The following is a 13,788-nucleotide window of genomic DNA, read 5'->3' as shown; positions in this document are numbered from 1 at the left end:
CTGCTCCGACCAATCTGCGACGTGAGGATTCTCCTTGCCAACCCGGAGCCGTCCACACATGGCCCGTCTGCGAAGCTGCACCTCGTGAGGCGGATGTCCGCTCATCCCGGCAGAACGGACTAGATTTGCTCAACCTGAGTTCTCGCGTTTTGACCCATCTGCGACATCAGCGCGCATATTGCTGTGATGCATGATACCGCTGGGATTTGAAGCATATGTTAGGCTGTCGCTTGGCCTTGAGGGCGACCAAATGCGACGGCGCAAGTTAATTAGGCTTGTCGGCGGTGCGATGGTGGCGTTGCCGCTCGCAGCGGTGGCCCAGAAAGCGGGACGGACCTATCGCCTCGGTTGCTTGTCTCCGCATCCTCGCGACATACCCTTTAGCGTACGTCTTTTCGACAACCTACGGCGGGCTGGTTTCATCGAAGGCCAAAACCTCACGATTGATTACCGCGCCTTTGCTGCGCATATGGATTTGATTTCGCAATATGCGGCGGAGCTGGTCACAGCTCAACCCGATGTCATCTATGCTGCTAGCGACGCGGCAATTCACGCCGTTCAGCAGGCAACCAAGAGCGTTCCCATCGTCGGGATCGCAGGCGATATGGTCGGGGAAAGATTGGTAGAATCGTTCGCCCGACCCAATGGCAATACCACGGGGATCAGCATCTTCTCCCGTGAGCTTGACGGCAAGCGACAGGACATCCTGATTGAAGCCGTGCCCGGGATTCGCCGCATGGCGGCTCTCGCCGATCCCAGCCATCCAACTGAGACGAATGCTCGCGCCCTGCAAGAGGCGGCGCGCGCAAAAAACGTCGAGCTTTCAATCTATCGCATCACCAGAGCCGAGGAGATTGTCGCGACTATCGAAAAGGCACAGGCATCGGGCGCCACGGTGCTGAATGTTTTTTCGTCCTCGATGATCGACGGCAATGTTCCGCTGATTATAGAACGAGTTGCAGCACTGCGCCTTCCAGCCATGTATCAATGGGCCTACTGGGCTGAGAAAGGTGGCTTTATCGGCTACGGGCCATCCGAGGATCATTTGGTAGACCTTACTGCCCGATTTGCGGCGAGCCTTTTGCGCGGCACGATGCCCGCTGATCTGCCGGTCGAACAGCCGACGAAATTCGAGCTAGTGATCAACCTCAAGACCGCTAAGGCGATGGGTGTCACGGTTCCGGCGGTTATATTGGCGCGCGCTGACAAGGTGATCGAATAAGATGACGGTGTTTGCGGCACTGCAGGAGTCTGCACATGGCCCGTGGCTGACTTCACCTCTTGGCCTCGCACGGTCCGATTCCGAGGGCTAAGCGGAATGCCATCGCGGAGCCGCCGAGGGCAGCATTTGGCCCTGGCTGTGTGAAAACTAAAAAATCGAAACGCCGCGAAGAATGGTATTTTCCAGTCCCACCCCTAAGTTTAATCCGCTTCCGAATTGAGCGACTAAAGCGGCCTTGGACGAATAACTTTTTCTATCACGATTGCGCACGTTGGCGTTTTCACACAGCCAAGACCCGAAGGGGGACAACCGTCTTCGGTTCCGATGTGTTAGAATGAAACCCGGTCGAAGGATCCTGGGGTCCCATGAAACGGCGCGAGTTCATCACGCTGATTGCCTGTGCTGCGGCATCGCCGCTCGGGGCCCACGCGCAGCAGCGAGCGGGCCGTCACCGCGTTGCGCAACTGGGGCCTATACCACCCAGCTTCTTCGATGAGCTGGAAAGAGCCGGCTTTGTCAAAGGCAGCAACCTCGAGATCGACAGCCGTGGCGAAAGCGCGGCTGCCGCATCTTATGTCAGTATGGCCGTTGAACTGGCCAAGGCCAGTCCAGATGTGTTGGTGGTGGTCGGAGCCGAAGCAGGGCGTGCAGCACAGAAAGCCACGCAGCGTATTCCAATCGTGGTGATCGCGGACGACTTGGTTGGCAGCCAGCTTGTCGCCTCGATGCCGCGTCCCGAAGGCAACACTACTGGTGTCGCCATCTTTGCATTCCAACTCGACGCCAAGCGCTTGGAGTTGCTACATGAAGCGCTGCCAGGTACCCGGCGAATAGCTGCTCTCGCCGACCGCATGCCGATACCAAACATGGATGCTCTTAAAAGCGCCGCCAAGAGGCTCGGCGTCGAGATCGTTCCGTTTGCCGCACGAACCGAGGAAGATCTCATCCGCGTGATTGACGCCATGAAGGTCGAAGAGGTCGAGGCCGTTAACCTGCTGGCCTCGCCGATCTTGGCATCGAAATTCCAGTACCTGATCCGCGATAGGTTAGCGCTCCGTCGTCTGCCCGCCATTCTGCAGTGGCCCGAACAGGCGGAAGAAAGCGGACTGATGGGATACGGTCCTCGCCTCAGAGCGGTCTTCGAGCAATGCGCTCGCCAGGTCGCAAGACTATTGCGAGGCGCAAAGATTGCCGACGTACCTGTTGAGCAGCCGACAAAGTTCGAACTGGTCATCAATCTCAAGACAGCTAAAATGCTTGGTGTCGAAATTCCGCCGATACTGCTCTCTCGCGCCGACAGCACGATCGAGTGAGTGTAGAATTCTGCTTCTGCCCTTTGCGGCCGTGCGCGTTTCGTCGGCGTCCGCTTCTAGCGGCTAAGCGGACCTAGCCTTTTCCCTACGCGGCGAATAGGTTTGGGCCGGGAGCCAGCCTTGGTCATCTGGGTGAACGTCCCGCTCTCGTGCAGCTCGACCTCACCCGCACTCTTTCGCAAATGCGATGCCGGAGCGAAACTCCTCGCCCGTGCCGCCCATCTTCTCATCTCGATAAGGTCTTGTTGACCAGCCCGATGAAGATGCGGCCGCCCTGCACGCTCGATGCCGGCGGCGATCTCCACCACCTTTCGAACGGCGGCCTCGGAGGTGCCGACGGAGAGGTTCATGTAGCAGTGACGGGCACCTAGGCTGCGAGATCGAACGTCGCAATCAGAGCACGGACCTCACCCGCCAATTGGCGATAGTGCTCGCTCGCTCGCAAATAAAAACCCCGATTGCTCTCATTTGCCTTCTTGGCAATCAATTCGCATTCAGCAGCAAGGCTCTCATAACGCTCTAACTTGGCTTGAAAATCCCTCATCCGAGCCACCCAACTATTTACAAACAGAGGGAGCCAACGTTATTCGCGGATTTTCGGGTGCGGCAAGAGGGTTGGACTATGCTGCATTGCAAATTCGAATGCTCTGCCCGCCGCTCAGAACGGTCGCCGTGCCGGTGAGGCCGGCCAGCATCATACTGCCGCGTGCAGACCTTGCTCCGTGGGCTCATAACGGAACCCGCGCTTCACGAGCCAGCCACCCTCGACCATTCTCTGTGCCAAGGGCATGGAGCACACGGGCTGATTGCCGCCGGGATGATAAAGACCGTCACTGCGCTCGACGAGAAAGCCGTAAACGCGCGCGAGCCGCAAGGGCTTGAGCATTCCGGGGAATAGAACGACTGGCTCGTCCATCATGCCTCAGGCAAGTGACTGGATGGGCAGTCGTTCCCGAACTCCTCGTATAACGGCATTGCCTATCTCGACCCCTGCCGCTAAAGGCGCACGGGAGCATCTCCTCAAACCGGCGAACGTTAGTGCAACACACGAGCGGCTTCTGCTAGCCGGACCTTCTCTCGCAAATCCTCGAGTTCCTGAAGCATTTTCAGGAGATCCGGCAGGACGGTTGCCCGCTTCAAAATTCGGGTTGTTTGTCCCATCGCTACACGCCTCCATGGCTCGCCAACGGCGAGCCACATCAAGGCGCACAGACGCAAATTTTCCCCTGCAGGCGGAATCGCATTTTTAACAAATTAGCTGAGCGGCGTTGGCGCGGTGGCATTCACTGAGCGTGGTGCGTGCGGCCTTGCCGGTTGTCCCATATGAGTTTACGATGCAACCTATTTTAGAAATTTGTATTGGAGCTACCGATTGGGAACAAGCATAGAATCGATCGTTTCGGCTTATGTGCGTCTGAAGAACCGGATGGCCTTGGAGAATATGCGAGACCTTCGGCGCCAATTGCTCGAACAGCTACAGTCCACATCAGGTATTAACCTGACCGACTCTCGAGACGCTCTACATGAGGACCTCCGAGTGATCGAGGATGGACTCGAGCAGCTCGAGCCGAGGCAGTGACAAGCAGCCTGCCATGCTATGGCTGAAGCGAGGAGGCCGGTCACGCACGCACCATTGCGACGACGTTATCCCCACTGATGGCGGAGTGGTTTCCTCTTAGCCGGTCACATTCATCCGCGAACCATTGCGCTCGCTTCTCTTCATACCCGTGCGCGATTGCTGGCTCCGCTCTTGGCCTGGCGGCCGGTCGGCCACCGGTCTGCCTCTAGCTGAGATGACCGGCGCCACGCGCAATTCTCGCCTCCGACTGACGACTACCGGGTCGGCGCCATCGGATTGGCCCGGGGAAGGGATTGGCGACGCTCAAGGCCCGTGCCTCGTCGGTCTCGAGAGCTATTTTTTGAGCTAGCATGACATCGCCCTCAACCAAGCCACCGATCGGCACAAAGCACCACCCCATGCCGCGCCGCCCGTATTCGTCGATCTCGTTGACGTTGCCGGACGTTCCCCGCCGGATGCGGTACCGCTTGCCGGTATCGCCTCCCACAACGTCGAAGTATCCCTTCCTATCGAATTCGACCCTTTGCTGGGGCGAAAGCCAAGAACGCAGCAGTCGCAGCGCTCGACCCTGAACCGTTTTCTCCTCCTTTGCCGCTTGATAAAGCTTACCAACAGCCAGGCTCCGAAGTGTCCATGGGCCGATGCGACCGAACCTTCTCTTCACTGGTGCTCACCCGCCCACGAGCCGCGGGAAAAACAATGTCTCGTCCGCGGTCGGATCGAACGCGGTGATCCTTGTTACCTCACCGGGCTCCTTCCGCACCGCCGCGGTATATCCTTTGCTCGTAAATTGCAGAAAAAGCTTCTCCGCCTCTACCAATGCTTCTGCATTGGAGTTGTCGAAAAAGTGCCTGCTGTCGCCGCTGTGATCCATAACGATTTGCACTGCCATGCTGAGACTCCCGATTGCACCTCACAAGCAATGTGGAATCCGAGCCCTCGTTCCTAATTGACGCAATCGCCAGTGAGACACCTTCTATCGCTCTGCACCATAAGTGCTGAACGGTGAAATGGCGTGTCCGACGTCCCTAACGATCGCCTCAGCTTCGTCTAGGCTCGACCAATTATCTACATGCGATTTCCGGGACACGCTGCGGAGTAGTGCTGGACGATCAACCGAAGGGGTGCGTGCTGCCGCGCAGCGCGTCGTTAAGCAACTTGTAGCAAGTCTCCGTAGAAATCTATGCGTAGTGTCAGACACTAAGCCAAAAGCTGTTCAGTTCAAACTACTTGTGTAAAGACTGTAGAGGATTGGATATCCTCTGAGTTTCGATGATTGAGGATTACCGCCCCTGGTCGTGACCCGAAGCCAACTACAGGAGTCGACATACCCTACAAGACATCGACGCTTGAAAGATTATTGGACTGCGGGAAACGTCAGACGACCAGTCGTATCCGGCACGTCCTTACCATGCTATCTATGTGCCAAGCGGGGCCGTTTTGTGCCACGCAAATCACATCGGTCCGACGCCCCCGCAGTTGCCGCAACGGTGGTTTCGAGGAGGTTCCGATGTTTGCGAACCGTCGCGATTTCCTATTGTCAGGAGCCTGCGCCGCTTCCGCGGCTCTATTCGGGAGTGCGGCCGCTCGGCTCAAGGCCCAACAAACCGAGCCCCCGCCAGAAACCACCACAGTCCGCCTCGCGAAGGGCCCAAGCATCTGCATCGCACCTGTCTACGTGGTAAGCGACCTGCTAAATGCCGAGGGCTTCACCAACGTCGTTTATGTCGAAACCGGCACGTACACTGGTAGTGGCGCGTCGCAGGATAAAGCTATCTGGAAAAGCGATGTTGACTTCAACCTAAATTTCTCTGGTCCCCTTCTTCTGGAGATCGATAAAGGCTTGAGCACTACCATTCTGGCCGGGATTCATGTCGGCTGCTTCGAGCTATTCGCCAGGGATGGCATACGCAGCGTCGCCGACCTCAAGAGTCGAACCGTCGGCATTCAATCGCTAGAGTCGCCTCCGCATGTGTTCTTGAGCGCGATGGCTACACTTGTTGGACTCGATCCAAACAAAGATTTCGAGTGGGTGACGAGCGCGAAGGTCAAGCCGATCGAATTGTTCGCCGAGGGAAAGATAGACGCCTTTCTTGGATTTCCCCCAGAGCCTCAACGTTTGCGCGCGCAGAACATCGGTCATGTTATCGTCAACAGCGCGCAGGATCGCCCTTGGTCGCAGTATTTTTGCTGCATGTTGGCTGGGAATCGGGAATTTGTCCGGAAGAACCCCGTGGCCACCAAACGGCTGGTTCGCGCCATGCTGCGGGCGACGGATCTATGCGTGAGCGAGCCAGCTCTTACTGCCCAGCGCATAGTAGAAAGAGGGTCCACAGCCCGCTTGAACGACGCCGTTCAAACACTTGCGGAGGTGCCCTACAACCGCTGGCGCGACTACGATCCCGAGGACACTATCCGCTTCTACGCGCTCCGTCTGCGCGAAGCAGGGATGCTGAAATCAAACCCTGCGAAACTCATCGCGGACGGGACCAACTGGCGGTTCCTGAGCGAAGTTCGACGTGAACTTGGAGGCTGATTCCGAGGCAATCTCGAGGAGGTTCTTATGGATACGAACCGTCGCGACTTGCTGTTGACTGGGGCCTGCGCTGCGTCCATTGCCCTTTTCTGGAGCGCTAGCGCTCGGCTCAGCGCCGAACAGCCCAATCCGCCACCAGAGACAACAACAATCCGCCTTGCGAAGAATCCGAGCATCTGCATTGCTCCTCAGTACGTGCTGAGCGACCTCTTGAATGCCGAGGGATTCACAAACGTCGTTTACGTAGACTCTGATGCCGGCGTGGAACAAACCAAAGCAATAGCGAAGGGCGACATCGATTTCACCTTGCATTTCTCCGGTCCACTTCTTCTCGAGATCGATCGGGGTGCAAGCATTACCGTTGTGGCTGGGGTTCATGTCGGCTGCTTTGAGTTATTCGCCAAGGAGGACATACGCAGCGTCGCCGATCTGAAGGGTCGAACCGTTGGCCAGCAGGGGGTCGGAAGTAGCCCGCACGTTTTCATCAGCGCGATGGCGACGCTCGTCGGACTCGATCCTGCCAAGGATATCGAGTGGGTGACGAGCGCGTCAGTCAAACCGATCGAGTTGTTTGCTGCGGGCAAGATCGACGCCTTCCTCGGATTTCCGCCCGAACCACAGCGCTTGCGCGCGCAGCACATCGGCCATGTTATCGTCAACAGTGCCCTGGATCGCCCATGGTCGCAGTATTTTTGCTGCATGTTGGCGGGTAACCGCGAATTCGTCCGAAAGAATCCCGTCGCGACCAAGCGCGTGGTTCGTGCCATGTTGCGCGCGACGGATTTGTGCGTGAGCGAACCGGCTCTGGTTGCCCAGCGCATGGTAGACAGGGGTTTCACGCCCCGCCACGATTATGCCATTCAGACATTAGCGGACGTACCCTACAACCGCTGGCGAGACTACGATCCCGAAGATACGATCCGTTTTTACGCACTTCGTCTGCGCGAAGCGAAGATGCTGAAATCGAACCCTGCGAAAATTATCGCGGATGCCGTCGATTGGCGGTTCCTCAACGAGGTTCGACGTGAACTTGGAAGCTGACCCCACTTCGTTTCTTGGTCAACGCGAACTGGCTGCAACATCGCGAGCAAGTGGGGGCAGAGCGTCAGTGAAGGGCGCTCTCTTCGGCTTCGCATCGCGACCTTCACTCCGCACAAAGTTGCTGATGGCCTTCCTCGTCATCGAGGCACTCTTGGTCTCGGTTGGGCTTATTGGCCTTCTTTCCTTGCGGGAAGCTGATCAGAGGGCGAACCAGGTCGTCGCCCTGCAGCACAAGATCGAAGCGTACCGACAAATGCAACACGCAACGCTTCGACAGCTTTACGTCGTCTCCACGGCTCTCGCGTTTCCGAACGAAACGACATTGGCCGTTGCGCTGCGGCAGATCAACCAGTTTGGCTACGACCTTGACCGTGTCTCGTTCGTCGCAAAAGATGAAGTGGCGCTGCTCAATCAGTTGCGCGAAGAGTATGGTCGCTTCATTGCTGTAGTCTCACACATCGTCGATCTCATCCGCAATAGGCAAACGACTGAGGCCAAACAGAGCGAACTCCTGGAGCTCAGCCCCCTCGCGGACAAGTTGGAACGGTTGACCAATCAATTGGTCAACCGGGCTGAAGCTGACATGGTGGCTGGCATAGATGCGAGCCAGAAAACCTATGTTAGATCTCAGCTACTTGTCGGCGCCGTCGCGCTCGCAAGTTTCATACTTACGCTGGTCTTAGGACATGCGATCTCCCGATCGGTGATTGACCCAGTCCGCATCATCCACAACGGTTTGAATCGAATAGCGGCTGGTGACTTCAGCCAGCGCATCGAGGTTCCCAATCGGGACGAACTTGGGGAGCTTGCGGCGCACGTCAACTTAACCTGCAAAGAGCTGCAGCAGCTCTACGAAAACCTTGCGGAGGCGAGCCGACACAAATCGCAGTTTCTTGCAAACATGAGCCATGAACTTCGGACGCCGCTGAACGCGGTGCTCGGCTTTTCGGAGCTCCTGCTCGACGGCATATACGGCGATCCTCCGGAAAAAATGCGGTCAGCCCTTGAACGGATCCAACGGAACGGCAGACATTTGCTTGGGCTGATCAACGATGTCCTCGATCTCTCCAAGATTGAAGCCGGACAGCTTCGCCTCTGTTTGGCCGACTATTCCGTGGAAGAACTGCTTAGTGGTGTTTACGCCTCCGTTGAGTCCCTCGCCGCCGAAAAGAATTTAGGATTGAAAATTTCTGTTCCTGGTGGCCTACCGCCGGCGCGGGGAGACGAACGCAGGCTGGCTCAGGTTCTGCTCAATCTTGTTGGTAATGCGATCAAATTTACCGAGGCGGGAGAGGTTCGGATCGAGGTCGAGGCCAAAGGAGACTCCTACACATTCTCCGTCCAGGACACGGGCCCGGGCATTGACGAAGCCGATCAAGCAAAAATCTTCCAAGAATTTCAGCAGGTCGACAATTCAATCACCAAGGCAAAGGGAGGCGCGGGATTGGGCCTCGCCATCGCAAAGCTCATTGTGGAGATGCATGGTGGGCGGATCTGGGTAGAATCCCGTCCCGGTCGCGGCGCAAAATTCTCCTTCTGGGTGCAAGCCCGGCTTGAGCAACAGGCGACACAGACATGAGCAAGCGCGTATTGGTGGTCGAAGATCAGGAGGATAATCGGCAAATTCTGCGCGATCTCCTTGCGAGCGCCGGTTACGAAATGATTGAAGCGTACGACGGCGAAGAAGCGCTCATAGCGGCGCGAAGCGAAAAGCCAGACCTTATTTTGATGGATATCCAACTGCCCAATCTTGACGGCTACGAGGCGACGCGGCGCATAAAAGCACAAGCGGACCTCCAGCATATTCCAATCATAGTGGTTACCTCCTACGCGCTTAGCGGGGATGAAGAAAAGGCGCGCGCGGCAGGTTGCGATGCCTATGTCGCGAAGCCCTACAGCGCACGAAAACTACTCGAAATGATCAATGGATACCTGACATAGGTTCCAGTGCGCGTCGACCGGGAACGGAAATGCATGATCCACCTCAAATCTTGATTGCAGACGACAACGAGAATAATCGTTGCATTCTTGTCGCGCGCCTCGCCGCAGAGGGGTATGAGACAAGGGAGGCTGAAGACGGCGAGAGAGCGCTTGCGGTCGCGCGCGAGGTTACGCCGGACGTCATTCTGCTCGACGTGATGATGCCCAAAATCGATGGCTTTGAGGTCTGTCGGCGATTAAAGCGCGATGCTTCGCTGGGGTTTGTTCCAATCATCATGGTTACGGCGCGAGCCGATTCAAAGGATGTTGTCACGGGACTTAACGCAGGCGCCGACGAGTATTTGACCAAACCTGTCGACCATGCAGCGCTGGTTGCCCGTGTGCACTCCATGCTCCGTATTAAAGAACTGCACGATCGATCAGAAGCCCAGGCGGCCGAACTCGCGTCGTGGAATAGAACGCTTGAGCAGCGTGTCGCCGAACAGATCGCACAGATCGAACGTGTTAGTCGTTTGAAGCGTTTCCTTTCCCCGCAGATCGCAGAACTCATCCTTTCTTCTTCGCCAAATGAGTCCCTGGCGACCCATCGCAGACAGGTGACGATAGTCTTCTGTGACTTGCGAGGATTTACCGCCTTCTCAGAAATTGCCGAGCCCGAGGAGGTGATGGCCGTTATGAGCGAGTATCACACAGCTCTGGGCTCTCTCGTCCATGAGTTTGAAGGCACGTTGGAGCGATTTATGGGGGACGGAATCATGGTAATTTTCGGAGATCCGATTCCTTGTCCCGATCCGTGCGCACGAGCTGTTCAAATGGCGGTCGCGATGCGGACCCGTCTATCTGAATTGTCCAGCAAATGGCGGGGGGAAAGCCACGAACTTGGTTTTGGGATCGGCATCGCACATGGATATGCAACGCTCGGCCCTATCGGATTCGAGGGCCGCTCCGAGTACAGCGCGATCGGGACAGTGGTCAATCTCGCGGCCCGGCTGTGCGCGGAAGCGCGCGATGGCCAGATTTTGATCGATAGCAAGGTGCGCGCGGCGATCGACGAGAGAACGACCACACAGCCGGTAGGCGAACTAACGCTCAAGGGCTTACATCGTCCTATCACCGCCTACAACGTACTTGGGACGACTTGAGTATGTGTCAATAATCAATTGCGCTGCGTGACCCATCTAGGCCCGCCGGCAGTCGACCAGAGCGAAGCTTGAGATCATTTGAACTCGGCCTTGAGCCAGCCTTATTCGTTTAGGGGGCGCGTAGTTGCGGGGAGGCTTACCGCGTCTGCTTATGGCCGATTCTGTTGAAAATGCCCTATGTGGGCGCATTCCTATTTTTAGGGCCTACCGATGCGGTCGACGCCGTTAGACACGGTGGACCGCGTCAATACAGCCTGGATCGCTCTGCGATCTTCCTAGCTTTGCCGCGAACGGTTTTGTTGCCGGAGTTCACCCGGCGCTGATTTCAGCAAGATTGTGCGCTGGTACTATTTTCGACTTTTCAACAGCATCGGCCCTTCGGAGACCTCCACTACCTCTCCATTGTCCGCTCCACGCCGAGAGCCGACAAGCTCACGATTAGTTATCGAAAGCGTCAGCCAATTCTTGCGATTTGACGGATTGCTAAAGTGCCCTGCCCCTCGGGCCCGCTCGCAGCGGCGAGCAGATCTGTAGCCTGTCACCGTAGCTACTCAAGCGGAGCTCGGGCTGCCTGCCGAAAAATGCAGAGTACGCAATGCCTTGGTCATTCCCGTTTGGAGGAGCGGTGATCTGACGAACCCACCTTGGACCTTCCGGACCGTGTTCAGCGACACCTTCAGGTCACGTGCGATCAACTTGATCCTCTTGCCCTTAATTGTCGCGCCGAATCCGGGGCAATCGTCGCCACGACCAGCATCCCCGACCACCTGCTTGATTCCAAAGCAGGCAGCGCAACGGCCCAATCTTAGGGGATAATATCGCTAGCCGAATAACACGCTGCTCCCAGAACTTTGTCAGCCCTCGAGTTGTGCTAGGAGGAAAGCAAGGTTTCGCTGCCCGCTAACTCTCAAAACAGAAGAAGGGCGAGTTCCGTGGAGACATCGTCTCGACCAGCAAATTTCGATCCAAGAACGTGTTTCGCAATTCGCAACTCGTCTCAGCAATCAGTAGACAGCCGTGGCACGTGGCGCCATGGGTGGAGCGGTCGCCACCGTGATCATCGGGTTCGTGATCCGCGCAAACAGGATCGTTCGAGCAGATTCGGGCGCGATCGAGCGCGCCGGTTAGGAGCCGGGCGCGGGCCTTTGGTCAACTAATCCTTGGATGTATCTCGCAGCACAATTTGAATGGCTTGGCGGATTCGCCGACCTCCTTTGGAGTCGATCGCATCCAAGTGATAAATTCGACATAACAGACCGTTGATGCGCCTCACGATGCTCCTGTTATTGGAGTGCCGATTGCGCGTGCGCACCAGTTGACGGCGCACTTCCATCAGGTCCAAGCGATGAAGTCCTCTTGATTGCACCATGCGAACGGACCCAGCGTGTGTCGTTTTGGATCGTCAGCCACGGCTCGGTCCACCGTGATTATCACGGGCCAAACCACCGTAGGCTTTCAGCGTTTCAGCCCCGATCAAATAGCTCTTTTAATTAAATTGCGGCAGTGTTATATAATTTAATTATTTAATTGCCAAATTGATGGGCGGGCGCTGGTTTTGAATACCCCATTGAACCAAAAGTTCGATGTTGCCGGATCTGAGTTGGCTGGGGCGTCCTTTAGTTTCCCTGAGCCTGCTCCAGCTCACGCACTAATCATTTCGGACGCGCACCTCCTGTTCTCAGGGGACTATGTACGTTCAGGTCATGATCTTATCATTTCCGATTCTGACCATCGGATCACGATCCACAATTACTTTCTCGGTGAGAAGCGTTTGCCGCTCAGCTCGCCCGACGGCGCGCTGCTCGATGCGAGAGTGGTCGAAGCCCTCACCGGTTATCAAACCTTTGCGCAAGCCGGAGGTAATGCCGCTGCCGGAAAGGTGATTGGCCGTGTCGCGACCGTAGCGGGAAGTGCCAGCATCGTTCGCAACGGCGTTACGATCGAGGCGAACAATGGGGATGTCGTTTATCAGAATGATGTCGTGCAAACTGGAAGCGGCTCTACCATTGGTCTCGTCCTTATCGACGGCACCACGTTCAACCTAAGCGCCAATGCTCGGTTCATGTTGAACGAATTGGGGTATGAGGGGCAGAGTAGCGCGAGTGGCACCTTAGTCAGTCTGACGAGTGGCACGAACCATTCGATGTTTACTCTCATCCAGGGTGCCGCCAGTTTCGTCGCTGGTCAGGTCGCGAAAACCGGCGACATGCAGGTCGCGACGCCTACTGCCGTGATTGGAATTCGAGGCACTGCCGTCCTTCTCAGCGTCGATGCCGTGGATGGGAAAGTCTCAGTCTCCGTCGCTGATCAGCAAGACGGCCGAGTTCATTCGGTGCAAGTCTTCAAATGTGTTCCAGCAACGAACTTGCTTCAAGGCGTTTGTACTGCGGGGGATCCGATCGGGATAGTTACCAGCGACGGTCCATCGCTAACCATCGCGCCAACCGCCAATTTTGAGGTGATCACCCAAGCTGTCAGCAAGACCCCAGGGCAAGTTGCGCAGGAGTTCAACGCTTTTCAACAGGTGTTAACGACCTACGATATCGGGAAACAGATCGCTCCAGACACTCCGGCTCCTAGCGACGGCAAGCGAGGAGACGTCGACACAAAGTCGCTGCAGAAGTTCGCTGGGAGCCCCCCACCATCACCCACTGAAGCTCAAACCACCGTTATTCAGGACGACATAAAAGGTCAAGCCGGTGGGGGATCGATCACTCCAGTTGTTGTGACCCTCGCTCCCATCGCGGGGACTTCTAACTCCGCCTCGAAACCGCTCGTCCCCACTTTGGACCCATCGCAAGCTGTTGTTGTGGCTTCATTTGGACCTGTCCTTATCAGCAGCGCAGGCGGTCCAACCAACCAGGGAAATCAAACAATCAGCGGAACAGTTGATCCGTCCTTCGCTGGAAGCACGGTGACGCTGTACGACACATACAATGGTGTTACGACGCAGATTGGAACGGTTACCGTTGGCTCCGGCGGCGTTTGGAGCCTTGCGGTCACCCTGGCAGGTG

The 13,788-nt window shown here is 56.7% G+C and carries 11 protein-coding genes; 8 read left to right on the top strand and 3 right to left on the bottom strand.

The features are described 5' to 3' along the window. Window positions 1-250: 250 nt before the first annotated feature. Both XI05_RS00225 and XI05_RS00220 read left to right on the top strand, forming a co-directional pair. Complete coding sequence (locus tag XI05_RS00225; protein ID WP_271497729.1) at window positions 251-1,222, top strand: ABC transporter substrate-binding protein; 972 nt, start codon at window positions 251-253, stop codon at window positions 1,220-1,222. Between the two features lie 365 nt (window positions 1,223-1,587). After that, window positions 1,588-2,535 (top strand): ABC transporter substrate-binding protein, encoded by a 948-nt coding sequence (locus XI05_RS00220; RefSeq protein ID WP_271497726.1) that lies wholly within the window; start codon window positions 1,588-1,590, stop codon window positions 2,533-2,535. Between the two features lie 367 nt (window positions 2,536-2,902). On the opposite strand, the gene XI05_RS00215 is transcribed toward XI05_RS00220, so the two are convergent. The 3 genes from XI05_RS00215 to XI05_RS00205 all read right to left on the bottom strand — a co-directional run bounded on the left by XI05_RS00215 (window position 2,903) and on the right by XI05_RS00205 (window position 5,006). After that, window positions 2,903-3,079 (bottom strand): hypothetical protein, encoded by a 177-nt coding sequence (locus XI05_RS00215; RefSeq protein WP_271497723.1) that lies wholly within the window; start codon window positions 3,077-3,079, stop codon window positions 2,903-2,905. A gap of 1,240 nt (window positions 3,080-4,319) precedes the next feature. After that, a complete protein-coding gene (locus tag XI05_RS00210; protein ID WP_442869214.1) occupies window positions 4,320-4,778 on the bottom strand; it encodes a hypothetical protein in 459 nt (152 codons plus the stop codon). 6 nt (window positions 4,779-4,784) lie between these two features. Further along, complete coding sequence (locus tag XI05_RS00205) at window positions 4,785-5,006, bottom strand: hypothetical protein (RefSeq protein WP_271497720.1); 222 nt, start codon at window positions 5,004-5,006, stop codon at window positions 4,785-4,787. A gap of 618 nt (window positions 5,007-5,624) precedes the next feature. On the opposite strand from XI05_RS00205, the gene XI05_RS00200 reads away from it, so the two are divergent. The 6 genes from XI05_RS00200 to XI05_RS00175 all read left to right on the top strand — a co-directional run. After that, on the top strand, window positions 5,625-6,650 hold the full coding sequence (locus XI05_RS00200) for an ABC transporter substrate-binding protein (protein ID WP_271497718.1): 1,026 nt from the start codon (window positions 5,625-5,627) through the stop codon (window positions 6,648-6,650). Between the two features lie 27 nt (window positions 6,651-6,677). Then, complete coding sequence (locus XI05_RS00195; RefSeq protein WP_152102972.1) at window positions 6,678-7,691, top strand: ABC transporter substrate-binding protein; 1,014 nt, start codon at window positions 6,678-6,680, stop codon at window positions 7,689-7,691. A gap of 124 nt (window positions 7,692-7,815) precedes the next feature. Then, a complete protein-coding gene (locus tag XI05_RS00190; protein WP_173015840.1) occupies window positions 7,816-9,270 on the top strand; it encodes a sensor histidine kinase in 1,455 nt (484 codons plus the stop codon). Then, window positions 9,267-9,632 carry a response regulator gene (locus XI05_RS00185; protein WP_152102970.1) on the top strand — a complete coding sequence of 122 codons (366 nt, stop codon included), beginning with the start codon at window positions 9,267-9,269 and terminating at the stop codon, window positions 9,630-9,632. Before XI05_RS00190 ends, XI05_RS00185 begins: the two co-directional genes overlap by 4 nt. 29 nt (window positions 9,633-9,661) lie before the next feature. Next, window positions 9,662-10,774 carry an adenylate/guanylate cyclase domain-containing protein gene (locus XI05_RS00180; protein ID WP_271497715.1) on the top strand — a complete coding sequence of 371 codons (1,113 nt, stop codon included), beginning with the start codon at window positions 9,662-9,664 and terminating at the stop codon, window positions 10,772-10,774. Between the two features lie 1,567 nt (window positions 10,775-12,341). Beyond that, window positions 12,342-13,788: FecR family protein (locus XI05_RS00175; RefSeq protein WP_271497712.1), on the top strand; the 1,447-nt coding region annotated here is incomplete at its 3' end.

Origin of the sequence: Bradyrhizobium sp. CCBAU 11357, assembly GCF_028128865.1 — a bacterium.
Classification (GTDB): Bacteria; Pseudomonadota; Alphaproteobacteria; order Rhizobiales; family Xanthobacteraceae; genus Bradyrhizobium.
The sequence above is the reverse complement of the archived record's forward strand: the minus strand, read 5'-3'. Positions and strand labels throughout refer to the sequence as shown.